Source organism: Desulfosporosinus sp. OT (genome assembly GCF_000224515.1).
In the GTDB taxonomy this organism is placed as follows: domain Bacteria; phylum Bacillota; class Desulfitobacteriia; order Desulfitobacteriales; family Desulfitobacteriaceae; genus Desulfosporosinus.
Genome location: NZ_AGAF01000080.1, coordinates 11,190 through 35,126, shown reverse-complemented (window position 1 = coordinate 35,126; position 23,937 = coordinate 11,190). Strand labels below are relative to the sequence as shown.

The following is a 23,937-nucleotide window of genomic DNA, read 5'->3' as shown; positions in this document are numbered from 1 at the left end:
TTGGAAGAATTAAGAGAAGCTTTTTCATTTTGGAAAGGGGGTGGGCTTGTAGTTATGAAAAACTACAAGCCAGACGTATGATGAATAAGATGAGCGCATTAATTAAAGTCTTTACGGGTTTGTTATTTATACGTATGAGTAAATCGTTTATCCAAGGCCCATCCGTACTTAAGAAAAGCCAAGTATTAAAGACAGTAAGTACTCTGTTTAGCTTGATGATTCTTATAATTGCAGCGTTTCCAGCCCCGGCACATGCCACTGCAGTTCCTATTTATGTTGAGCTTAACCAATTCACTTCAGCTAATGTGGATGGAGACGGTGGTACAAGCCTGTTATGGAAGAAGGCGAATGCGAATACGACTACTTCAGGTGTACTACGGATCGTGCCTAATACTGGTAATCAAAGGGGCGTAGTGGTCCGACGCAACAAAGTAAAGCTTAATGGCGGTTTCAGTACGTATTTTGTGATGAATATGAATAGTAGTACTTCGAGCTCTCCGGCAGATGGACTGACCTTTGTTATTCAGAGTAACTCAGAACCTGAGGTAGGAAACTGGGGTGCAGGACTTGGTTATCAGAGCGTTGAGAAATCTCTGGGGGTTGAGTTCGATATTTGGAAAAATACGGGATGGGACATTGCTACGTCAACCGGTCAGTACTATTATGATCCGAATGCGAACCATGTGGCGATTGTAGAAAATGGTAATAACATGCATGCACCAGCAAATAATGATGCGATCGATGATGGTACGTTAACAACAGGAACTCTGGTAACTACTGGAGCGGGTACTGCGTTAACTCCGCAAAAACCAGGAACTCTTTCTCTTTACAGAAAGGACGGAACTCTCGATGTCAACGTCTGGATTGACTACGATGGATCTACCCTGACAGCAACGTATGGACCAGATACGACCAAAAACTCAATAAACAATCGTGTCATTTCCAAATATGTTGGTAATTTCTTGAATAACCAAGATGTTTATGTGGGCTTTTCTGGATCCACCGGAGCGGCGAACGCTAATATAGATATAAAAAAATGGTGTTTCACTGACACTTATGACCCTGATCCTGTTGTTCCTCCAACACAAGGGGCAAATAGTGTGGAAATAACCTTAATTCCAGGATCAATTAATCCAACTACAGCAAAGTTCCGAGTCAAGGATATCAACAATATTGATATGCTAAATCAGGACGTTGATATTTATCTCGACGATAGTACAACTCCCACCTCCACTATCAATACTGGCGCTGACGGTGCCAGAGCTAACTACAGTATTGGAACATTGTCAGCGGGCAGTCATACTATTAAAGGAGTTGCCACCAACGGCGGAGCTTCAAATTCCGCGTCTTTTAATGTAATAGTACCGATCACAGCCATAGGCGCAATAAACGGAACAGCTCAAGTCGGGTCGATATTGACAGCAGGGGCATTGACACCCGTAGGAGCCACCGCGAGTTATCAGTGGCAAATAGCTTCTACAGTAAATGGTAGTTATTCAAACATTACGGGAGCAACAGAAACCACATATACCCCAGTTGCAGAAGATTTAGCTAAGTTCATTAAAGTAGTGGCAACAGGTATCGGCAGTTACTCGGGTACAGTAACAAGTGCACCAACCCAAGCCGTAGCAGCTCCGCCTGCACTTTATGTCAGCCCTGTAGCAGCAACGATTCCATTTGGTTCTGCGCAACAGTTCGAAGCTCTTTTCACTAACGGTACTCCAGACGCATTTGATTATGCGATTTTCTCGGGGAGTTCGAGTGATTTGTTGGGCGTATATGGAAGCAATTTAACTATTAATGGAGATATTCATACAAATAATGCTTTTCAATCTAGTTCTTCTATCTTTAATATGACCGGAACTTGCGAGGCTGTAAAAACAGTGAATGTATGGGGTAGCATCATACATATGAAAACACCTGTTGAAAATGCTGCCTATATAGACATGCCTGACTTTAGTGAGATTATTAAAACTCAGGCTAATGCAGCCGGACAATCATATGTAGGAAATAAAAACTATAGCGGTACTAACATCAATCTTTCATCTCCGATTTATGTAAATGGTGATCTTACAATAAGTGGTAGCCGAGTTTCCGGAAAAGGTACAATTGTGGCAACTGGAGACATAACTATCAGTGGCAGTGGTATATCTTTGGCGAATGGTGCATCTGTCTGTATTTATTCTAAGACTGGTAATATAACTGTGAGTAGTTCTGTTGCAACACTAAATGGCATTTTTTACGCTCCAAAGGGTAGAATTGGTGTGTACGCATCTAATGAGACTATTAATGGTCGCCTTGTCGGAAATACCGTCCAATTATCCTGTAGCACATTAAATATTACTAGTAGTGCTAACGATTTATCAAGTTTACCTTTAAGTGGACCAATATCTGTAACGCCGGTTTGGTCAAGTAGTAATCCAAATGTGGCAACGATTAATTCAGCAGGAGTGGCCACTGGTAATGGTTTGGGAACTTGTACAATTACGGCTACGTATAATGCTACCTACCAAGCTTCGGCTCAGCTCACAGTAGTCTCCCTAACCGCGATCAATCCAACGACGGCAACGTTTGATAAAAACAGTGCGAATACGAGCGCGGGTCACTATGCGGATGTAGCCACAACCATGACCTTAAGCGGAACGACATTAAGCAGTATAAAGAACGGGAACACAACATTAAGTACCACTAGTGGTTATACAGTAAGCGGCAGCACCGTCAGGATTAAGAAAGAGTATTTAGGTACACAAAGTGTGGGGATCACGAATCTAACGTTCACCTTCAGTGACGGAAGCACGCGGACCTTGGCCGTAACGGTGAGCGACAGCACGCCGCCAACGATCAGCCCAACGACGGCAACGTTTGATAAAAACAGCGCAAATACAAGCGCGGGTCACTATGGGGATGTAACCACAAGCATGACCTTATATTCAGCGAGCTTAATCAGTATCAAAAACGGCGGCGTACCCTTAACTGTAGGCAATGACTATACAGTAAGTGGCAACACCGTCACGATTAAGAAAGAATATTTAGGTGCACAAAGTGTGGGGATCACGAACCTGACGTTCACCTTTAGTGACGGAAGCACGAAGAGCTTGGAAGTCACGGTGAGCGATAGCACGCTGACAAAGTTGATCTCAGATCTCAGTATTTCAACGCAAAATGGATCTCATAGGATTACTATATTGCCAAATGTTCCAATTCAAGCGATCGTAACACTTAAACTGAGTAGGCCAGCAACGTATTTAAAAATGGATTTTAGTAAAAGCAACTTGAATGTAGCGCTTTCTAATGGATATTGTGATTATATTAATTCGGGTGTTCATACACAAATTAACTACACGGTTGATGATACCGACCTGAAGACGTTAGTTCTACATCCAATTGATTCAAATGGTCAAAACACTACTTTCCCAGGCGGTGCCAACACAACCTATACGTTCAATGCTTTAATCACAGAAGATGGCACAAGCTTAATCATGGAAGCTACTGTGACTGCACAGGATGCCAATGACCTAACATTTATTGATTCCACTGACGCTCAATCTGATTTATCATTGAATATTACTGTAGGAACAGCTCCACCGTTACACTAATTGAGGCTCACTATTTCTGAAAAAAGACCTCCTTAAGTTTGAGTTGAGCATACCTGAGAAAGCAAACCTCAAACAGCAGGAGGTCTTTGATGATCCCACCTATTTATTTTCTCATCGACATGTAGTAAGGGTGATATTATGACTATGTACAGCTTTGTTTTTATATTCGGACTTATCATAGGTTCGTTCCTCAATGTTTGCATCTACCGAATTCCCCGGGAGGAGTCCATCGTATCCCCGCCGTCGCACTGTCCGAACTGTGGGACTAGACTGAAATCATTTGATCTCATTCCACTCTTAAGCTACCTGTTTTACCGAGGAAGATGTCGATATTGCGACCTGAAAATATCCCCTAGGTATTTCTTAGTCGAAATGCTTACAGGGGTATTATCGGTAACCTTGTTCTTCAAGTATGGCCTAACAATCGACTTCGCCACCTTTCTCTTTTTAACCTACATTTTGATAGCAGTATTTTTCATTGATCTTGACCACCAGATCATTCCGAATGAACTGGTGATTGTCGGACTCATTGGGGGGGCTGTACTCTTCGTCTATAATCTTTTTCTACCGTTTCAAATTCTTTCTGATCGTCTTTGGTGGAATCCCTTAGTAGGATTAGTCACTGGCTCGGGTTTATTGTTAAGTGTTGCCTTCATTGGATACTTCCTTTACCATAACGATGAAGTCATGGGAATGGGGGATGTGAAACTATTTTTGCCGATTGGATTGTTTCTTGGTTGGAGAATGACTTTGCTCGCGCTATATATCTCAATCCTTCTCGGAGGAACGTCAAGCCTAATGTTAATTTTTCTGGGCAAAGCAAATAGAAAAAGTATGATTCCGTTCGGACCTTTTATCGTCATCGGGGTTTTTGTTACCATTATGTGGGGTTGGGATATAGTCCATTGGTATGTACGCACCTTCTTTTAGTATTAGGGCCAATAATGACGGTTTGACCAAGAAAACAGCGAGGTCAAGCTTATAACGTATGGTTCGCTCATTAAGCGGAGGGATAATCATGGCAATAATCATTGGTTTTATTATGAGTTTAGTAGGATTTGCCTATTTAGCTTATGGAAAGAAAACTGTTGATGTACTCTTTATAGTATTTGGTTTGTTATTGATGATTTATCCTTATTTCACCCAAAACCTGGTTACTTCTGTGATTATTGGAATGCTCTTAGTGATAGTACCATTTGTTCTTAAGTCAGTAAGATAGAGCAATCTAGAATCCGCCTTTCATAAAATATGGGAGAGCGGATTTTTAAATTTATGTGGATAAGCAAAATCTCTCTCTTTTCAGCATAGTTATTAGAACATACAACACGGTGCGAAAGGGGTTGAGATAATGTTTACAGAACTATTTTTTGTTAGTATTGCACTCTCTGTTCTTAAGGGAGTTTCATTACTGGTCTCGTATATTAACAACAATGCCTTTCCCCAGCCTTTGAGTGAGCAGGATGAAGCTCGTTACTTGAGAATCCTTAGCGAAAGTAAAACAGAACCATTTACCCTTACCCGTGAGGTCGAGCAAGCGCGCAATACCTTAGTAGAGCATAATTTGCGGTTGGTGGCCCATCTCGTAAAGAAATTCGACGGAACTGGAGAAGACGGCGACGATTTAATTTCGATCGGCACAATTGGTTTAATCAAAGGGATCAATACGTTTGATCCCAATAAAGGCACTAAGCTGGCAACCTATGCAGCGCGCTGTATTGAAAATGAGATTCTGATGCATTTAAGGTCATTGAAAAAATCGAGGGGAGAAGTTTCGATATATGATCCAATTGGGATGGACAAAGAAGGCAATGAGATTTCACTTATTGATGTGCTTGGTTCGAACGAGGAGGATATCTCTGTAAAAGTTGAAAACGAGTCTGAGCAAAAGGCTTTGCTCGAACTTGTAAAAAAATTAAATCGGAGGGAAAAGCTGGTTTTGCAGTTGCGTTATGGATTAATGAACAGTCCGAAACGAACGCAACGCGAGATCGCGAAGGCTTTGGCGATTTCACGATCATATGTCTCGCGGATTGAGAAGAAAGCAATCCAAAAATTGATGGAAGAGATGGGGAAGATTAATTCAAATAAGTAATTCCATTATTTGCTCTTATGGTGTCCTCTAAAGGTATAACTAGTTAAAGGTCTTGCCTTACTCTCTGGAACTAAACCAAAGTACATTGGTGATTTTGAGCATGGGAACCGTCAGGTATTTAAGTTGCTAGTAAATTGGCTAGGGCACTCGACGTAACGCTTGAAGCTATCTGGGTAAAACGAAAACAATTAACCCTTTTGCGCTTCTTAAAGCATCATGGAAATTAGACTTGGGGGTTTAGAATATGGCAGCTAAAGAATTAAGAGTGGAAATATTATCACCGGATCTCCCGAATGAATTAGATATGCTATCGATTTTCGACAAGAGTATCCAATCAGAAGATGTATTTACTGCGGGGATTATTAGTAATGGTTTGGTTGAGAATCAAACTGCTGAGCATGTATCCTTTAAAGGCTGCCTCGGTCTGGGTCTGCCGATGCTTCAAGCAAAGTTCTTTGAGTAAAAGTCCTTCACTCAGAGCATTCGGGCTTTGCTTAAGTGACGACAAGAGCAAAGCTAGGCTGGTTGCTTCCGGTGCTTGTAAGCGTTCCATCACCACCCGCCCGGACTGTATTTTGTCGCATCCTCGTCAGGACCATTCGTTCGCATTAACCCGCTATGACGTGGTGATGCCTCAGTTTTCCGGACAAGAACAATCCTTCTTATTTCACCAGCCATGTCAATTCGTTTGAATTTTTTGGTGGAGTACCTAGGCGTTGTATCTATGACAACCTACGTAGTGCTGTTGCTAAAAACTCCGGAACCACCGCCGTCAAACAGGAGGAGTTTCGTGTACAGCATCATCGAAAGTGCTAAGGCAAATAGGTCTTAATCCGTATAAAGAGCTTCATTTTATCTTTAGCTAATTGCCGGGAGTACAGTTTGAGCAATATCCAGAATACCTTCCGTGGGATTCAGAAGTTCGAGAAGCTTGTCCAAAAGAGCAAAAACTCAGTTTAGAAGAGTTTTTGCTCTTTTTGTATCACCGAGTTACTTGGCGCTTACGTTAAAAGGAATAAGGCTGCTGTAATTATGGGAGCTTATTATGTCGTAATCCAATATATAATATTTGGTCCAATAATTCTTGAACCCGTCAGTATAATGCCGTCCGAAGTTCAGGGAGGATAATGGGAAGCTTGGATTGAATTAATAAGCAGTGCTAAGATAAGAATATTACTTCACGTGCACGTTAAAAGAAAGGTATTAATGAGAATAGAACTTTAACTAATACTATTGCCCATATTTTCAACATTGCAGATTTCGTTTATACATGATGCCATTGTGGTAGAAAAATGTGACTTATGAATTATTTATAAACTACCCGAAAAATCGAAATTCTTTAGGAGGATATATGAGAACAGATGAATTTTTTATGAAGAAAGCAATAGAATTGGCTGTATCAGCGGTAGAACATGGCAATGAACCTTTTGGGGCGGTTCTTGTAAAAGATAATAAAATAGTTTATACAAATGAAAATCAGATATATACTGCAACTGACCCGACATTTCATCTGAAGCTGGATTAATTCGGAATTTTTGCAATGAAACACATATTGTGGATTTGCATGAATTTACGTTGTATTCAAGCTGTGAGCCATGTTTCATGTGCTGTGGTGCAATGGTTTGGACAAAGCTAGGAAGACTGGTTTATGGAGCCAGTGATATTGACTTATGTAATTTATTGGGGGAAAATGGCAGTCATTGCTGCCAAATTGTATTTGAAAACTCGTCATTCAAGCCAGAGGTGACAGCGGGAATATTGCGGGATGAAAGTCTTCAAGTATTGGCGAGCTATTTTTATCATAATATAAAGGTTAAATTCTAAATTTGTTATGTATCCTCTGATCAATAATGTTTGATCATCTAGATAAACACTATACAAGAGTTGTCCTTTTCAATAATAGGAGTTTCCATCACTTTGGTTGAGTGTGGAAGTTGTACGAGATAATAAGCTGGAACGATATTGATGTTCTAGTTTTTTTTGTAAAAGGTAATTTTGGCAGGAAAATCTAGGCGAATTATTGAATTCTATTATTCTTATTGATGAGAGTAATTTAATAATCATTGTAAGTTCCTATCTGCAAATATAAAGCCACTTCTAAAAAGAAATAAAGTTTTTGGTAATCCCTTAGTTCTGCGAAATAGGCTGTTACGCCATCCATAGCATAACATTAGTTATAGGGCCTTGATGGTTTATTTTCATAACAAAGCTAATTTCATTTTAGGGGGAGACGATTAGGGTTTGAATGCAAATATAACCAGAGAACAAAGTAAAGTTAGGGTTGAATTAATTCCCTTAAAAGGGATTCAAATAGGTACTGAAGATAAAGTGCAGTTTGGACAGAGTAAAGAGGCTGTAAAAGGTATTCTTGGGAACCCGAATACTGAGTATGATAATAAGTTGTATTACGATGATTTGGAGATAAGAATTGATTTCGATGTAAATGGTTGCGTAGAATTTATGGAAGTCTTATCAGGCCCTTATTGTGAAAAAATTGAGCCTTTTATGTACGGAAAGAACCCATTTGAATTAGTGGACACCCAACTATTGCAATTCCTTGCAGAAATGAATAATGGTAGTATTGATGACCATGAGGCTGTATATGGTTATAGCTTTTTGAATATTTCCGTAGGAATTTGGAGAGACATGACAAGCAAGAATATTGAGGAAATGATACATGAGGTGAAAGAAGCTGGTAATTATGATTTGTGGAAGGAAGAGTTAGAAATGGATTTAGAACGTACTAAATATTTTCGCGATTGGAATAGGCGTTAAAGGATATTATGAAAAGTAACAAAACTATCGCCAATGATTTAATTAAACGGTAATGACTGCGAAAACGTAAGCCAAATACTAAACCATAAATAATCGGTGTATGCTACCAGACCATTCGATATATATTCCAGGCGAAGAGGAATATAAATATTCAGATAATTCTTTGGCGATTTCACGATCATATGTCTCGCGGATTGAGAAGAAGGCAATCCAAAAATTGATGGAAGAGATGGGGAAGATTAATTCAAATAAGTAAGCGCGTTACATGCTCTTATGGTGTCCTCTAAAGGTATAACTAGTGAAAGATCTGCACTTATTACGCCCGGGTGTGCTCCGCTAGCACTATTCAGAGTTGTCTCTAATTTTGTATGATTGGCCTTTTTTCTGCGCAGTCTTATTGTAAACCATGAGGCCATGTTTTCCATCATGAGTTTGAATTTTGGCCTATCAGTTGTTCCACCTGAATATCCCTCGTCTTCATAGACATTCTCATCTTTTAGCTGGGCACCGAAATTTCTAGACGAATAAATCTTTTCCCATTTCGATCTGATTACCGATGGATTCAAAAATCAAAAGAATTTTCTTCTTAGTCCAGCTATTCAGAGCTAAGCTTTATGGAGTATACTTTCTAGTTGGCGATTAACAATTTCAACTGGCATTTCCTCAAGAGTCCTAAGAAAATTACCAGTTGAAATTCTGCGATCTAATTATTAACTTCGGGAGGCATCGAAATGATTTCTGAGAACACTTCAATTATTGCAGATGATATATGCATAAGGAGGTTTAACATATAACCCTATTCCAGAGGCTTTTGGTGAAAAAGACGTAGAATTAAAATCAACAAGGTGTTTAGAAAGAGGCATCAGAAAAAGGCGCCTTTAAATAATTTTACATGGAGCCGATGGCAGGACTCGAACCTGTAACCTGCTGATTACAAATCAACTGCTCTACCAATTGCTTTTATTCAAGGAAAAGTATATTTACAGGTAAGAGTGATGTTGTTATTCCCGATAGAATTGATTATGTTCATGATACTGAATATTATGGCACAATATTATTTGGTGGAAAGAGACCACTTAATGTGATAACCAGCAGGTGTGATAAAGTTAAACGGGGAAGTGGATAAATTAATCCTAGCCGTTTTTCAATAGCATTATAGATATAGTTAACTGAGCTACATTGGATTATGACATCAAAATCCTTTTATCAAAATTTAGGTTTATCGTCAACGACTTGTACATGGTAATTTAACGCCCTAGGGTAATATCTCTTTATCGTTTAGTAGACTCGCTCAGCGGACTCACTCAGTACATATTAAAGGTGCCTTTTTCTGATGCCTCTCAGTTCTAGGTGATTTTTTTAATATTTGAGTAAGTTTCATAATTTGAATCCAAATGTGAAAAATACTCGGTATTTTAATGACATTGACCTTAGTTTTAGGATTAATCCCCGTAAGCGTTTTGGCGGCTCCACCGCAAAAACTCTCTAATGAACAAGTTAAGCAGTTTGAGCAATTAGGTTTTTCGGATGATGAAATAGCAAACTTGAGCGATGTAGAAATTAATCGTCTCTCTGAAAAACATGGTAAGTTAGTTTCAAAAGTCATGAAATATTACAGGGTAGCCAATTCAAACAACCATACGATGACAGAAATTACAAAAGATCAAGCTCTTAAAGAAGTTCAGGAAGATAATAAAAAATCAAATAAGAATTCGGACGTTGGTACAATGGGTAACCCTAATTCTTCGGGTAATTCATGGCTTTCTATGACTACATCCGTTTCTGATCTGGGTAATAAAGACTTTTATTACAAAAATAGCTTTAAATGGTTGACTGATCCCTTGATGCATTTTAGTGATGTAATCGGTATGACTCATAACGACTCATTAAGTACTATTTCAGATTCTGATTATCTAAAAGTAATGTATACCAAATACAACGTAACTACTCCATCTGGAAATCAAACTGATTATTACTATACTGCTACTAAAAAGGATGTAACTGGTTATGCTTATAAATTCCCTTTAAGGGGTACTTCGGGTGATTATTCCTATAAATATCCTAACGGTTATTTAATTTACGAATGTCTAGCGACTCCAAGTAATTTTGTTGGTGCTTCAAACGTTTATGGTCACTATGATCATCAACAAATTGCAGCTGCATTATCGATAGGTTTGACAAAAGGGTCTCAGGTTGTTACTCCAGCTATAGCGATTGATTCAGCACCTGATACCGATGCTTCATTTCAAATTGAATAATTAATTGTTTTTAGGCCGTACATATGTGCGGCCTGAAAAATATTAATTATATATCACGAAATTCTGAGGGTTTTGTTCGAGAATAATTTTAAAAGCAAAAAGTTTTTAGAAAGAGGAATATTATGAAAAAAAATATATGTATACTTTGTGGTATTTTGCTTATCGGTTTTTTGATAATAGTAATTAATTATAATTGTATATATTCTATTGGTAATAATAATATGGAATATAATATTAAAGGCTTTATAAATAGGCCGAAAGTAATTACTAACAATATCTATATTAAACAAACTATAGATATAGAGAACAGAAGGTATGTTTTATTCACATTTAATGATTATCTTGGGAATGCTGAGTTAGTTAGGGGTCTAAATGGTAAATATAAAATAGAATCAACAATCAGTGGAAGTAATCTTTTTGAGTATCGCGTTCGAGAAATAAATAAATCGAAATATTTTGTAGTAGCTGGTAAAAATTTTGATTTAAAAATTGATTATGCAAAAGTAAGTTTAGATAACAATGAATATAAGATTATAATTCCTTGTCAAGAATACTTCATAGCCTATTGTGCCGTTTCAAACAATACACTAAACATATTTCCTGTAGATAGTGGTTTGAAATTATTTGAAAAAAACAATATTGAAATCACCAACGATATATATATAAAATTTTCGCATTAGTTATATAAGTTATTATAGAACTTTCGAGAAGGCCATAATATTTCTTTTTCCCAACGTAAAATAGTCTTTCTATGAACCCCTATAAGCATTGCAAACTGTAGTTCAAAAGCTCTTCTTCTAATAACTTGGTATGCTTTGTAAGAGTCTTGTTGCCAGAATCAAGGACTAACTTTAAATCATCATCTTTAACGAAGCTGTGTAAAAGATTGGTAACAAATATGACGTTATATCTTTGCATCAAATGATTCCAGAGATGGTAAACCTCACTTACGTTTATGGTTTTTTGTTTTTCGCTGAGAGACTTGTTCATTTCAGAGATTTTTTCAATGTACTTTAATATCTCCATGATATCACCTCAAATTTATTATTTTATGGACGATAGACAGGCGGTTGATTTAAAAAACCTTTTAATTTACCGTATTCAACCAGCATTTCCTGTAATTCTATAGTCAAGAGTAATGATTTTTTAAACCTTTTCTGATGTCAGGGGTGGTACTTTGCAGAAAACCGATGCCAAGAATAGGAAAAAATGCGGCAATAACTTCATAGAACATTTGAAAAATGTCTCTGTCGTTAACAACGTCTATATGAACTGTCGAACTTACGTCAGCAGGCGGCCTCATAGGAAAAGGCAAATCATACTCACGCATTATTGCTTCCATATCATCAATTCCTACAAGTAGCCCTTCTTTAACCTTATTTTTTATAATTACTAAATCATTATCTTCAATCATATGTTCAAATATCTGGACAGTTTCTAAGGCATCCAATTTGGTGACTAAAACATCCCAAATATAAAAAACTTCTACTACATTAATAATTCTTTGTTTTTCCCTGATTGACTTCCCAGTATTAGTTAGCTCCTGCAATTTATCCATTATATCTACCATCATTTTTTCCCCTTTTCGTTTATACTTTTATACTTCCTCCTGTATTTTTTCTTATACTTTAACGGGTTTGTTAAGTTAAATAGTCTCAAATATAAGAACGCCCTCCTACATGTTAAAGAATGTTAGGAGGGCATGTCTTCACTCGCAAATTTCCATGGAATATTAGGTTATTTTAAGTCCTGTCTACATTTAAATCATTAGCACTCAGTCTTTCCGCATTATTTGCCAACATAGCAATTGGATCGAATTGTTTGTCTTGTTCCCATCCTGGTTTTTGGCTGGATTCTACTCCCATACATGTTCTGATTAACTGGATCATATCCTCCAGAGTAGCTTGTCTTGGATTTGCCGAACCAGATATATCTTTTAATGCCATCTCGGCGTAGTATTTAATATCTTCATCTTTTGCACCCAGCTCACTGAGGTCAGTAGGAATACCTAAGGTTTCATTAAATTTTCTAATAGCGGTTAAGACGGTTTCGACTGCATTAAAGCCTGTAACTCCCGTTTCGCCCATGGCTATAGCCATATCTATAAATCTTTGTACAGGTATGGACGGAGCGTTAAATTCCAAGACGTAAGGAAGCAATGCTCCTGTTGTTAAACCATGGTGTCTATAAGAAGCTCCGTCTATTTGATGAGCTATGGTATGAGTATGTCCTAGCCCGGCATTGTTAAAGGCCGTTGCCGCCATATCCGTAGCATACGCCATGTTTTCACGAGTTTCTAAGTCATTGCCATTTACAGCAACTCGTTTTAGATTATTAAAAACTAATTTTATTGCTCCCAAAGCTAACGCATCTGTAAACGGGGTGGCGTTCAGAGCAACATAAGCTTCCACAGCATGAGCTAATACATCAATGCCTGAACTTATTGTTACTTCCCTTGGCATGGAAAGTTGTAATTCCGGGTCATCAACTGTTAGAGTAGCTAATAGTTTTGGATCGCTTATGGTCATTGCCGTTTTCCGCGAATCATCAGTAATAATGTTAAACATAGTAACATGAGCCCCAGATCCAGCAGTAGTATTTACCGCGACCCAAGGCAGAATAGGTTTAGTAAACTTATTGGAACCTTCATAATTAACAATCGAGCCTCCATTGGTCGCCAACGCAGCAATGGAACGTGCAGTATCGTGATTAGAGCCTCCCCCGACTGAGATCACAAAATCATAAGTTGGACTAATCGCTTTATTTCTCTCATCCTGTATGTATTTATAGCCATTTTCGACAAATGTAACGTTTGGATTCGGACGTTCTACTCCGTCAAAAATTGTATAGGCAATATTATTATCCTTTAAGATTTGTTCTACTTTTCCAACATGACCTAATTTGACTAAGTTTTTATCCGTGACAATTAACGCTTTTTTATATCCTAGTGCTACTAATTCTTTACCTAGATTACTAAGACTTCCGACCCCCATAAGGTTAGTATTGGGTAGATGAAAACAGGTTGATTTTCCCAAAAAAATACCTCCTCTATTAATGTTCATCTTATTTTAGCCTTTGATAATAATTTTATACTTACTTATTTTTCTGGTTTAAATAGTTCATGTTTGTTTTTTCTCTAGTGGTTTCTTAACCGCACCAGCCTTAGCGTTTGCCAACTCTTGGGCTAAAGCTTTATTTTCTTGTCTTAGTTCCTCGACTTTAGCAAAGTACTGATCCTTTTCCTTGCCCAACTCATCTTTAAGTGCCTGGGTAACCTGTAATACTGTCTTTTCAGCATCAGTCTGAATCTTTTCTATCTGAAGCTGGTGCAACTTTTCATTTTGCTCTAGCTGCAGTAAGACATGAGCCTATAATTGATGAAAAACAATTCAAGAGAGCACAGAATATCTTGAAAAATCACCTTACCCCACAGACCAAAACGAAAACACCTAGAAATCCCTTAGCAGGACTCATCGAATGTGGGGGATGTGGGCATAAAATGATCATGCAAACCTCAACAGGAAAAAGATATGCACATATACCAATGGAACAAAGGTTAAGGATGATTAAGTGCATTACTCCAAGTTGTACTGTGCCATCTTCCAGTTTCAAGTATGTTGAGGAAAAGTTGCTTAGGGGGCTAGAAAAGTATTTGGAGTCATTAATATTAGAGGAAGAAAGAATTAGTGAGGGTTTACAAAGAGAAACGGTAGAAATCCGTATCCAAAAATGATTGCTCAAATCGAGAAGGAGTTAGGAGATTTACAAAAACAAATTGATTCATTAGATAATTTGCTTGAACAAGGGGTTTATAGTATTGAAAAATATACTGCGAGAAGTAGTAAGCTAAATGAAGCAATATCTAAGCAAGAAGAAGTATTAAAACAATTAGAGAAAGCTAATGAGCAAATTATAAGACAGTCAGTAGGATTACCAATAAAAATTAAGTTGGTTACTCATGTTATTCAAGGGTATAAAGAGACTGATGACATCACAATAAAAAATAAGCTTCTAAAGGAAATCTTAAAAAAAGCTGTTTATTACAGAGAAACACGTTCAAACAAGGGAATTTTCAAATTGAAGCTTGACCTTCATCAGATGTAGATACAATGAATGAGGCAATGAGATATCTCTTATCGATGTGCTCGGTTCGAACGAGGAGGATATTTCGAAAAAGATCGAAAACGAGTCGGAACAAAAGGCTTTGCTCGAACTTGTAAAAAAGCTAAACCGCAGGGAAAAAATGGTCCTGCAGCTGCGCTACGGACTAATGAACAGTCCGAAACGAACGCAACGTGAGATTGCAAAAAGGCATTGGAGATTTCACGCTCATATGTGTCGCGTATTGAGAAGAAAGCAATCCGAAAATTGATGGAAGAGATGGAGAAGATTAATTCAAATAAGTAAGTGCGTTACTTGCTCTTATGGTGTCCTCTAAGGTATAATTATCAAAAGTTCTGCACTTTGGAGGGTTCAATGTTTGAGTATTTTCGACCGACACTTCAAGCGCCTTCACTAGATCTTATTTCGGTTGAACAACTTGTTCAGGACGGGATCAGAGGGCTCATTATCGATTTGGATAATACTATGACCCCATGGAATGCTGTCGAAGTGGGTCCTAAAGTGGCAGAGTGGTTTATCAAAGTTAAGACCGCTGGAATTCGTGCGTGTGTTGTGTCAAACAATAAAAAGCGCCAGCGTGTAGCCGTTGTTGCTGAACGATTAGGAATTCCTTTTGTTTTTCGAGCGACTAAGCCACGAGGCAGGGCGTTTCGAGCAGGAATGAATCGTTTGGGAACAGGGCACAAGGATACTGCTGTCATTGGAGATCAGTTGTTTACAGATATCCTGGGTGGAAATAGACTTGGTCTCTATACGATTTTAGTCACCCCGATTAATGAAAATGAGTTTATAGGAACCCGTATTTTGCGCCAAATGGAGAAGTTGCTTGTTTGGCTAATGAAGCGGTTTGCTCCGGCAAAACCCTTTAGCCCAAAAATACATTAAGCTTTAAGGGAATGGCCTGCCATTCCTTTTTCTCTATTCTAAAAAAGTCAGAAGTCCCCTCTCGCCATTACGGCATTTTGGCATCCTGCAAGAAGGCTAATACGTGCGAAGACAGCGTCTTCGGGCCAGCGGACGAACATGTAAAGGAATGGTATAAAATGGAGAAACATTATGCCGTTATTGGGCATCCAATCGAGCATTCGCTCTCTCCTGCGATGCATAATGCAGGGTATCAAGCTTTGGAGCTTGACATAGAGTACCAGCGATTTCATGTGGAGCCTGATCGTTTGACTGAGGCGGTAGAAGGCCTTTGGGCGTTAGGCTTTTCTGGTTGGAACGTGACTCTTCCGCATAAGGAAAAAATTATTTCTCTCCTCGATACTCTTACGCCTCAGGCTAGGCGCGCTGGTGCAGTCAATACGGTGAAAATCTATGAAGGACAGAAAATTGGCCATAATACCGATGGCGATGGGTTTGTTCGTTCGATAGAGGGCGAACTTAATGGGTTTATGGGAAAAAAAGCGGTTCTTCTTGGAGCGGGTGGAGCCGCCAAAGGGATTGCCATAGCACTGGCTGAGCAGGGGATGCACTTGCATATTCTTAACCGAACGACGGATAAGGCGGAGGCTCTTGTTCAAGTGATCCAACGAGAGGGAGGAACGGCCACTTCGGGAGTGTTTGCTCCGGGAGATTGGCTTGGGGATGTCGACCTTTTGGTGCAGACGACCTCGGCGGGATTACACGGTGAACCGTTTCCGTTTTCAGTGCAAGGGATTTCTGAGCAAGCGCTCGTAGTCGATATAATCTTTAACCCTTGGGAAACATCTTTTCTACAAGAAGCGAAGCAACAGGGGTGTCGTACGCTTAATGGACTGGGTATGCTTCTTTACCAAGGGGCATTGGCTTGGGAGTTCTGGCTCGGTGGACAAGCTCCTGTCGAGGCGATGCACAAAGCCTTGCAAGAACAACTCTCACCGAGGATGTCATCTAAAGCATAGGTGAAAAGGAAGAGAGACATGAGCGAGGCAAGAAACGACGAAAGAGGATTTACGCTCCTGGAAATATTGTTGGTGTTGATTCTTTTGTCTGGTGCAGGTTTTGTGCTCCTCATTAAGCTTCCTATCCACTTTGAGAAGGAAAACCTTGCTTTTGCAGCTACTCAATTACTGGAGGAAATTCGAGATGCCCGGCAGGCCGCTTTGGCGGAGAATTGTTGGTATGAGGTCAAATTTTATCCTCAGAAAGGGGATCATCATTATCAGGTTTTCTGTCAAGGTACAAGGGTAAAAGATGTTCATTTGAAAGATGGGATCCAGTTCGCAGATAAACCTGGTAATTTAACCTTTAATGCTTCAGGGCGAAGCGTGGGAACAACCATTGCTTTAAAGAATTCAGCGGGTGAGCTAAAGAGCGTTGTTGTTGCCCCAGTGGGAATGCGTATTAGAGAAAAGTAAGCTTCAAAAGGTTACATATTAGAAAAAAATTCTCTTAATAATCTCTTGATAAGTTGACTGTAATAATATTCATATTTCATTTCCTAAAAATTACTATGTGTCAGAGAGAAGGGACAAAAAGTGCGTTTTTTGACGGCAGGGGAATCACATGGTCAGAAATTAGTGGGCATTATTGAAGGCCTTCCTTCAGGAATGAAGATTTCCAAAGAAAGTATTGATAAGGCCTTAAGACAGCGTCAACAAGGTCCTGGGCGCGGAGGACGAATGGCTATAGAACAAGATGAGGTTCAGCTTATTTCTGGAGTAAGGGCAGGGTTAAGTACGGGAGCTCCAGTCGCCTTGGAAATTGTTAATCGTGATTGGGAAAACTGGGAAAAAATCATGGCCTCGGGAGAAGGGGCTGATTTAGAGAGTCGTAAAGTAATGACGCCTCGACCAGGGCATGCTGACTTGACTGGGGCTCTTAAATATCGTACTGAAGTCCGGAATATCCTCGAACGAGCAAGTGCCCGAGAAACGGCTATGCGAGTCGCGATCGGCAGTATTGTTAGACAAGGGTTGTCTGCCCTAGGGGTGGAGATTAGAGGGCATGTCCGCGCGGTAGGCGGTGTTCATGCAGTCTATACTGACGGAGAGGACTATTGGCAACGTGTAAAACAATCGGAGTGGTCCGTAGGGGATCCCGTTGCCGAAGAGCGAATGGGAGAACGACTCGTTTCAGCTCGGGAGCAGGGTGAATCCCTAGGGGGACTATTAGAAGTGCAAGTTCTTAGTGTTCCTGCAGGCTTAGGATCTCATGTTCAGTGGGATCGTAAGCTAGATGGAAAACTAGCTCAAGCGGTTCTTTCGGTGCAAGCGATTAAAGGGGTCTCCTTTGGCTTAGGGTTTGAAGCGGGCGAACGAATGGGCTCGCTGGTTCATGATCCGATCCATTATAGTCAGGGTCAAGGCTTTAAAAGAGGTTCTAACCATGCTGGAGGGATCGAAGGGGGTATGAGTAACGGAGAACCTATAGTCCTTCAAGCGGTCATGAAACCCATTCCTACGCTGTACCAACCTCTAGACACAGTGCATCTAGAAACTAAAGAAGTGGTTAAGGCAAGTGTAGAGCGTTCCGATGTTTGTGCCGTGCCGGCCGCCTTAGTTGTTTTAGAACATGTGGTGGCTTGGGTGATCGCTGAAGCAGTGCTTGAGAAATTCCCTGCGGATAGTTTTATAGAATTACAAACAGCTTGGGAAGCTTATCGAGCGTATTTAAGACTTTAACATAGAGAGGTGATCTCCATGCGAAACATAGTTCTCATTGGATTTATGGGAACAGGCAAAAGTACAGTTGGTAAGCGCCTGGCTCAGTCGCTCGCTTGGGACTTTGTCGATACAGACTGTGAAATTGGAGAAGTTACAAACTTGAGTGTGACTGAGATTTTCCGACGTCATGGGGAGACTCGTTTTCGTTCAGAGGAAAGGATAGTGGTCGCACGGCTCAGTCAGCAGGAGCAAATCGTGATCGCAACGGGCGGAGGGACCGTGTTAAACCCGCTTAACTGGGAAGCTTTAGCCCAGAATGGGATTGTGATCGCTCTTCATGCCTCGCTTGAAGCGATTATCAGCCGAATCGGACATAAAACTGACCGTCCGCTGCTCAAGGGCTCCAAAGAAGCGATTGAGAAATTATGGTCTGAACGCCAGGAATGTTACGCGCAAGCTGATTTCACAGTGGACACGACTGAAAAAAATATAGACGAAGTAGTAAACGAGATTTTGGCACGGCTGGGGAGGCGAAATAATAATGAGTTTAGCGGAGTTGCAAAAGATTGAAGTAACGGCGGGGAGACCGTATCCAGTGTTGTTAGGTGCGCCGCTTGAAGAGTTAGGAAAATATGTCCAGGCTCATCTTAAAGATGTGGAGCATATTCTAATTATCACCAATCAGGCAATCGCGGATCTTTATGCTGAGCGGCTTAAGAAAGGCCTGCTTGACTATCGCGTGAATTTATTAACGGTCCCTGCTGGAGAAACAGAAAAGTCATTGGAGCGCTTAAGTCAGCTCACGACAGCAGCTCTGCGCTGCGGTGCAGACCGCCATTCCCTTGTAATTGCTCTGGGAGGTGGTGTTATTGGGGATTTGTCTGGTTTTTTTGCCAGTGTCTTCATGCGGGGGATTCGTTTAATCCAAGTCCCTACTACCTTATTAGCGCAAGTGGACAGCAGCATAGGCGGGAAAGTTGCCGTGAATCATCCAGCTGGTAAGAATATTATTGGTGCCTTTTATCCTCCACTCGCGGTTTGGACAGATTTCACAACATTAGAAAGTTTGCCGTGGGAAGAAGTTGAAAACGGTTTAGCTGAAAGTGTTAAGCACGCCTTAATTGCCGACGCGAGCCTCTTTGATTTTTTTGAAACTCAGCAAGAAAGCATTAAGCAACGAGATACAATGATCTGGCGTGAAATGGTGACGCGGTCGTCAACGGTCAAAGTGAAGATTGTTTCCCAGGATGAACGAGAACAGGGTTTGCGTGCCTTGCTGAATCTAGGACATAGTTTCGGGCATGCTTTAGAAACAGTGATGAACTATCATGGGGTGACCCATGGGCAAGGGGTCAGCATTGGCCTGGTAGCTGCCGCGAATCTGGCGAACGCCAAAGGGCTCATAACCACGGCAGAGGTTGAGCGAATCAAACATTTGTTAAACACCTTTGGTTTGCTGACTGAGATTAAAGACCAAGACCCACAGGTTTTGTTGCAACTTATGCAAGCAGATAAGAAAAACCAGGGGGGACGGAAGATCCTAATTCTCCCTCAAGGGATTGGGCAAGCAGTTATTTCCAGGGATTGCGCAGATTCGGAGATCTTGGACGCCTGGAAACAAGTTATTAAATAGTTAAGGACATTTGCGAAGTGAAGAATGAATTACAAACGGAGTCTGACGACGATGAGGGACTTTATTAAAGAGTAAGGGCACGATGCAACGTGCCCTTATTTTTTTAATTCAGTACTTTTCGTTTAATGCTTTTTGAAGGGTCCCTCTCGCCATCACGGCACCTAGCCATCCATGGCGGCGCTCTAATCTCGAAGGTTCTGTTCAAATTTTATCTACAAGGACACTCATCCGTGGAGCGCAAAAGTATAATTTTGGTGCCGACTCTGTCGAGGTTAGGCACTAGCAAGTTTTCTGTGGACATCAAATTATAGCATAAATAGGAAAAATCTGAGATTTCCTTAGAGAGAATAGCTAAAGATTGTATTTCTAATAAAGATACGTCGACGAAGCAGGAGTTTCAGAGGGAATAGAGAAGATGAAAAAGGAAAAATGAGGTAATAAAACTATATCTTAGACATGGTGGTGAAGATTATTGAAAGTAGGAGCAAGGGGTTGCTGATAGAGAGAAATTTGCAATCTGGTTTTACATTATGGGAACTCCTGCTGGTTCTCTTTCTGATGGGGGTTCTTCTGACTGCAGTTATTCCTCATTTCGGTTCAGCGTCAAGCCAAGTTCTAGTCCAAGTCGATCTAGCTAACATACAGAAGATTGAGGGAGCTGCCCAACTTTACAGGATAGATGTCGGAGCCTATCCGCCGAGTGTTCAGGATTTGGCCCAAGCCCCTAGGGGAGTGAGTGGATGGCGTGGTCCTTACTTAAGTGAGATTCCAATAGACCCTTTCGATTCTACTGAAGGCTACCAGATTGATGCTTTTGGGCAAGTCAAATAGACGTAAGGGCACGGGTCATAGGCACTGAGAAAAGAGGATTTCGTGGAGTACTTGCATCGTGCCTATGATAGGAAAAAAATATAAGGGAGGAGAGATTACGAAAAAGAACATACAAGGCTATGTACTGCTAGATGTGTTGCTTGCTGTGTTCCTTTTTTCTTTAGGGTTTGCTGTTCTCTTTGGTTTAACAGAGGGAGCGGTTTCCGAAGCTCGGCAAGCGGCGACACTCATGGAGGGAGCGAACCTTGCCCAGAAAAAAATAGACCAACTAGCAGTTCATGCTTGGGATGACAACATTGCTCGGCAGGTTTGTATTCCCGGTGGAACAGTAGAAGGAAATGAAGGGAATTTTCATTGGCTAATAGTGTCGAATTGGGATGATCTGCCCCAGCTTCTAAGAGTCAGGGTGGAAGTGCGTTGGAGCGAACAAGGATACCCTGCTAATTACAAACTAGAGAGCCTTTATGCGGTTGAATAGGGGTGTGTTTTATGCTGAACGTGGTCTAACGCTCCTAGAAGTTTTAATTGCCTTGTTAATCTCCGGAATTTTTCTGATCATAGCGATGCGCTTTTTAACGGATCAGTGGCGAGGCGCGCGTAGCCTTAAAAATCATTTGGAAGCTCACTATGCAGTGATGACGTCAGGAAAAACAATCTCAGATGTGATTCGCATGGCGAAAACCGTGGAATGGGTTAACGATACAGCAGTACTTAAAGTTTTACCGATGCCCGATGAAACCAATCTAGTACCAACTCTCGATTCTTATTTCGTCAATGACTTAGATCGGGATGGAATAAAGGATCTGTATTGGAGACACTTGGGCGTTTCTCAGCCAGTTGCGAGCTATATCACAAGATGGGAATGCGTGGAGGTGGAACAGGGGTTGTGGGACGTTTTCTTAGAAGCCAATGTCGATGGTCAAATTGTGACGTGGAGAGGGAGCGTTCGGAGGCGGACCTATTCTCCAGTATCTCAAATAGGCGAAGGTCAATGGGTTATGTCAGCCTGCTCATCCTCGTTCTTTTGACGACCTTGTCAGGATTGGGAATGGAAGAATATCTGAAGGCCAACGTGGAGAATCGAATGGTGAGACGTGTCACCCAAAGCCAACAGGCCCTTTACGTGGCTGAAGGAGGAATTGAGTGGGCGAAGGCCCATCTGCTTGTCAACCCCGAACTGCGGCAGGGAAGTTTATCGTTGGCTACTGGGCGTGTTAACGTCGTAATTGAGCCTATAGAAGGAGGATATAAGGTGACTGCTCAGGGACATACCGGTTTAGCCATTCGAAAAATTGAGGAATTACTTCAATTAAATGATGGAAAGTGGGTTATGACCAGCTATCAGGAACTGCATAGATGAACAAAAATGAATTAGGTCAGTTTTTACTCACTAATAGCTATATCACTGCTGAGGAATTGGCAGAGGGATTGGAAGTTGCTCTGGAAAGTGGCGAATCAATCGGTGAGGTTCTGGTGCGGATGGGAGTGGTGCCCAAAGCCAGGTTAGCGGAAGCTGTTCGCAGATATCTAGGTATCCCTGAGATTTCTCTGACCCAAGTCATTATTGACTCTGAGGTAGCAGGGTTAATTCCTGAAGAAATAGCTCTTCGCTATACCCTCATTCCCTTTGAACGAAGTCTGGGGATTTTAAGAGTCGCCATGTTAGACCCTACCAATGAACGTGCTCTCCGAGATGTACGAATGTTCACTGGGTTAGAGATCGAGCCAGTCTTTGCCAAAGCTGAGGAAATCCAAACCGCAATTAGACAGTTTTTAACGGTCGAACAATCGGTTGCTCAACTTGCTCATCTTGAAGACAGAACCCTCGAAGACCGAGCTGTTTGGTCGATCAAGTCTACAGAGGTCGATTCTCAGGAAGAAGATGCGCCCACACTTAAGTTGGTCCATTCTGTGTTACACGAGGCGGTCATGCAAGGGGTAAGCGATATTCATTGGGAACCTCGCAAAAACGATTTTGTGGTTCGCTATCGCATAGACGGTAAACTTATTAGGAAGCATGTTCTCTCTTCGAATGCTGTGCGAAGTATCATCTCCTGTTTAAAAGTTATGGCGCAAATGGATGTTGCGGAACGCCGGATTCCTCAAGATGGTCGAATGACCTTGAGTGCTGGGCTTCGGCGTGTAGACGTTCGGATGTCCTCAATGCCTACTGTTTATGGCGAAAAAATTGTGATGCGCATTCTAGACCCCCAGATGGCTCAGCATCCGCTCAATGGACTTGGTATGCGCTCAGAGGTTGAATCAGGGGTACAAATCTTGTTAAAACGAGCGAACGGTTTAATCTTAGTTGTAGGGCCAACGGGTAGTGGTAAAACCACAACCCTTTATGCATTGCTCAGAGAACTTAATGCCGAAGAGCAAAACGTCATTTCGATTGAAGAGCCAGTAGAATACCAACTTCCAGGGGTAAACCAGGTTCAAGTCAATCTTCCTGCTGGACTTAGTTTTGCTGTGGGATTGAGGCATATTTTGCGACAAGATCCCGATGTGATCATGATCGGCGAAATTCGTGATCAAGAAACAGCCAGAATTGCTATCACGGCTTCGCTCACAGGACATTTGGTTTTATCGACGCTCCATACTAATACGGCTGCTGAAGCATTAGCCCGACTTATGGATATGGGGATTGAACCATATCTCCTGGCATCTGCTGTTAGTGGGGTTTTATCTCAACGCTTGGTTCGCCGCTTATGTGAACATTGTAAGACATCATTTAGAGTATCTGAGGCGGAGAAAAGAGCATTCCGGTTGCCAGCATCTATTACCCTGCTCTATCGTTCTACCGGATGTCCACAATGTCTTGGAACTGGGTTTCGTGGCAGGATTGGGATTCACGAGTTTTTAATATATAATCAAGAGATCAAGAAACTCGTACTTTCCCGGCATAATGCTAAAGACATTGAGCAACAGGCGATGGTTTCAGGAATGCTCACAGTCTTTGAAGATGGGCTGTTGAAGGTGGTTCAAGGGCTGACGACAGTAGAAGAGGTACTACATGCTGTTTCTGGAATCGAAGGGTAAG

The 23,937-nt window shown here is 41.0% G+C and carries 26 protein-coding genes and 2 pseudogenes; 25 read left to right on the top strand and 3 right to left on the bottom strand.

Going from position 1 to position 23,937, the window contains the following annotated elements; genetic code table 11:
- The first annotated feature begins 77 nt into the window (after positions 1–77).
- The 11 genes and pseudogenes from DOT_RS07110 (at position 78) to DOT_RS07065 (ending at position 11,401) form a co-directional block, all read left to right on the top strand.
- A complete protein-coding gene (locus tag DOT_RS07110) occupies positions 78–3,596 on the top strand; it encodes a X2-like carbohydrate binding domain-containing protein (protein ID WP_242833788.1) in 3,519 nt (1,172 codons plus the stop codon).
- Between the two features lie 138 nt (positions 3,597–3,734).
- Positions 3,735–4,526 (top strand): A24 family peptidase, encoded by a 792-nt coding sequence (locus DOT_RS07105; protein WP_009616356.1) that lies wholly within the window; start codon positions 3,735–3,737, stop codon positions 4,524–4,526.
- Positions 4,527–4,614: 88 nt separating this feature from the next.
- On the top strand, positions 4,615–4,815 hold the full coding sequence (locus DOT_RS07100; RefSeq protein WP_009616355.1) for a hypothetical protein: 201 nt from the start codon (positions 4,615–4,617) through the stop codon (positions 4,813–4,815).
- Positions 4,816–4,944: 129 nt separating this feature from the next.
- Positions 4,945–5,688, top strand: a complete 744-nt coding sequence (gene sigK / locus DOT_RS07095) for an RNA polymerase sporulation sigma factor SigK (RefSeq protein ID WP_009616354.1) — start codon at positions 4,945–4,947, stop codon at positions 5,686–5,688.
- 244 nt (positions 5,689–5,932) lie between these two features.
- Entirely contained in the window at positions 5,933–6,151 is a 219-nt protein-coding gene (locus tag DOT_RS07090; protein WP_009616353.1) for a hypothetical protein, read from the top strand.
- A gap of 888 nt (positions 6,152–7,039) precedes the next feature.
- Positions 7,040–7,213 (top strand): deaminase, encoded by a 174-nt coding sequence (locus DOT_RS31720; RefSeq protein ID WP_009616352.1) that lies wholly within the window; start codon positions 7,040–7,042, stop codon positions 7,211–7,213.
- Positions 7,214–7,242: 29 nt separating this feature from the next.
- Positions 7,243–7,512: a deaminase gene (locus DOT_RS31715; RefSeq protein ID WP_282433439.1), complete on the top strand. Its 270-nt coding sequence runs from the start codon at positions 7,243–7,245 to the stop codon at positions 7,510–7,512.
- Between the two features lie 417 nt (positions 7,513–7,929).
- Positions 7,930–8,463, top strand: a complete 534-nt coding sequence (locus DOT_RS07080) for a hypothetical protein (protein ID WP_009616350.1) — start codon at positions 7,930–7,932, stop codon at positions 8,461–8,463.
- Positions 8,464–8,626: 163 nt separating this feature from the next.
- Positions 8,627–8,719: pseudogene (locus DOT_RS31710) on the top strand (RNA polymerase subunit sigma-70); the annotation flags it as partial.
- Positions 8,720–9,887: 1,168 nt separating this feature from the next.
- Positions 9,888–10,721, top strand: a complete 834-nt coding sequence (locus DOT_RS07070; RefSeq protein ID WP_139024154.1) for a hypothetical protein — start codon at positions 9,888–9,890, stop codon at positions 10,719–10,721.
- Positions 10,722–10,843: 122 nt separating this feature from the next.
- The gene (locus DOT_RS07065) at positions 10,844–11,401 is read left to right on the top strand and encodes a hypothetical protein (protein WP_009616343.1); all 558 of its coding nucleotides are present in this window, start codon (positions 10,844–10,846) and stop codon (positions 11,399–11,401) included.
- 449 nt (positions 11,402–11,850) lie between these two features.
- Here DOT_RS07065 and DOT_RS07055 read toward each other — a convergent pair whose 3' ends face one another.
- The 3 genes from DOT_RS07055 to DOT_RS07045 all read right to left on the bottom strand — a co-directional run bounded on the left by DOT_RS07055 (position 11,851) and on the right by DOT_RS07045 (position 14,053).
- Complete coding sequence (locus tag DOT_RS07055) at positions 11,851–12,291, bottom strand: hypothetical protein (protein WP_242833787.1); 441 nt, start codon at positions 12,289–12,291, stop codon at positions 11,851–11,853.
- Positions 12,292–12,463: 172 nt separating this feature from the next.
- A complete protein-coding gene (locus DOT_RS07050; RefSeq protein ID WP_009616336.1) occupies positions 12,464–13,756 on the bottom strand; it encodes an iron-containing alcohol dehydrogenase in 1,293 nt (430 codons plus the stop codon).
- Between the two features lie 84 nt (positions 13,757–13,840).
- Positions 13,841–14,053: a hypothetical protein gene (locus tag DOT_RS07045; RefSeq protein ID WP_009616335.1), complete on the bottom strand. Its 213-nt coding sequence runs from the start codon at positions 14,051–14,053 to the stop codon at positions 13,841–13,843.
- A gap of 77 nt (positions 14,054–14,130) precedes the next feature.
- On the opposite strand from DOT_RS07045, the gene DOT_RS07040 reads away from it, so the two are divergent.
- The 14 genes and pseudogenes from DOT_RS07040 (at position 14,131) to DOT_RS06975 (ending at position 23,936) form a co-directional block, all read left to right on the top strand.
- Positions 14,131–14,454, top strand: a complete 324-nt coding sequence (locus DOT_RS07040) for a zinc ribbon domain-containing protein (protein WP_009616334.1) — start codon at positions 14,131–14,133, stop codon at positions 14,452–14,454.
- A complete protein-coding gene (locus DOT_RS07035) occupies positions 14,451–14,825 on the top strand; it encodes a hypothetical protein (protein ID WP_009616333.1) in 375 nt (124 codons plus the stop codon). The genes DOT_RS07040 and DOT_RS07035 overlap by 4 nt, the downstream gene beginning before the upstream one ends.
- A gap of 13 nt (positions 14,826–14,838) precedes the next feature.
- Positions 14,839–15,128, top strand: a pseudogene (locus DOT_RS31705) (sigma-70 family RNA polymerase sigma factor); the annotation flags it as partial.
- A 69-nt stretch (positions 15,129–15,197) separates the two neighbouring features.
- Positions 15,198–15,728: a YqeG family HAD IIIA-type phosphatase gene (locus tag DOT_RS07025; RefSeq protein WP_009616331.1), complete on the top strand. Its 531-nt coding sequence runs from the start codon at positions 15,198–15,200 to the stop codon at positions 15,726–15,728.
- Positions 15,729–15,886: 158 nt separating this feature from the next.
- Positions 15,887–16,726 (top strand): shikimate dehydrogenase, encoded by an 840-nt coding sequence (gene aroE / locus DOT_RS07020; RefSeq protein ID WP_009616330.1) that lies wholly within the window; start codon positions 15,887–15,889, stop codon positions 16,724–16,726.
- A gap of 18 nt (positions 16,727–16,744) precedes the next feature.
- Complete coding sequence (locus tag DOT_RS07015) at positions 16,745–17,182, top strand: prepilin-type N-terminal cleavage/methylation domain-containing protein (RefSeq protein ID WP_009616329.1); 438 nt, start codon at positions 16,745–16,747, stop codon at positions 17,180–17,182.
- Between the two features lie 120 nt (positions 17,183–17,302).
- Entirely contained in the window at positions 17,303–18,448 is a 1,146-nt protein-coding gene (aroC, locus tag DOT_RS07010; RefSeq protein ID WP_009616328.1) for a chorismate synthase, read from the top strand.
- 18 nt (positions 18,449–18,466) lie between these two features.
- Positions 18,467–19,000 carry a shikimate kinase gene (locus DOT_RS07005; protein ID WP_009616326.1) on the top strand — a complete coding sequence of 178 codons (534 nt, stop codon included), beginning with the start codon at positions 18,467–18,469 and terminating at the stop codon, positions 18,998–19,000.
- The gene (aroB, locus tag DOT_RS07000; protein WP_009616324.1) at positions 18,972–20,063 is read left to right on the top strand and encodes a 3-dehydroquinate synthase; all 1,092 of its coding nucleotides are present in this window, start codon (positions 18,972–18,974) and stop codon (positions 20,061–20,063) included. Before DOT_RS07005 ends, aroB begins: the two co-directional genes overlap by 29 nt.
- Positions 20,064–20,555: 492 nt before the next feature.
- Positions 20,556–20,894: a type II secretion system protein GspG gene (locus DOT_RS06995; protein ID WP_242833786.1), complete on the top strand. Its 339-nt coding sequence runs from the start codon at positions 20,556–20,558 to the stop codon at positions 20,892–20,894.
- 64 nt (positions 20,895–20,958) lie between these two features.
- Positions 20,959–21,372 (top strand): hypothetical protein, encoded by a 414-nt coding sequence (locus DOT_RS06990; protein WP_009616319.1) that lies wholly within the window; start codon positions 20,959–20,961, stop codon positions 21,370–21,372.
- The gene (locus DOT_RS06985; RefSeq protein ID WP_040411486.1) at positions 21,359–21,922 is read left to right on the top strand and encodes a prepilin-type N-terminal cleavage/methylation domain-containing protein; all 564 of its coding nucleotides are present in this window, start codon (positions 21,359–21,361) and stop codon (positions 21,920–21,922) included. Before DOT_RS06990 ends, DOT_RS06985 begins: the two co-directional genes overlap by 14 nt.
- Positions 21,886–22,254, top strand: coding sequence for a hypothetical protein (locus DOT_RS06980; protein WP_009616316.1), 369 nt, complete (start codon positions 21,886–21,888; stop codon positions 22,252–22,254). Before DOT_RS06985 ends, DOT_RS06980 begins: the two co-directional genes overlap by 37 nt.
- Positions 22,251–23,936 (top strand): GspE/PulE family protein, encoded by a 1,686-nt coding sequence (locus DOT_RS06975; protein WP_009616315.1) that lies wholly within the window; start codon positions 22,251–22,253, stop codon positions 23,934–23,936. Before DOT_RS06980 ends, DOT_RS06975 begins: the two co-directional genes overlap by 4 nt.
- Position 23,937: the final 1 nt, after the last annotated feature.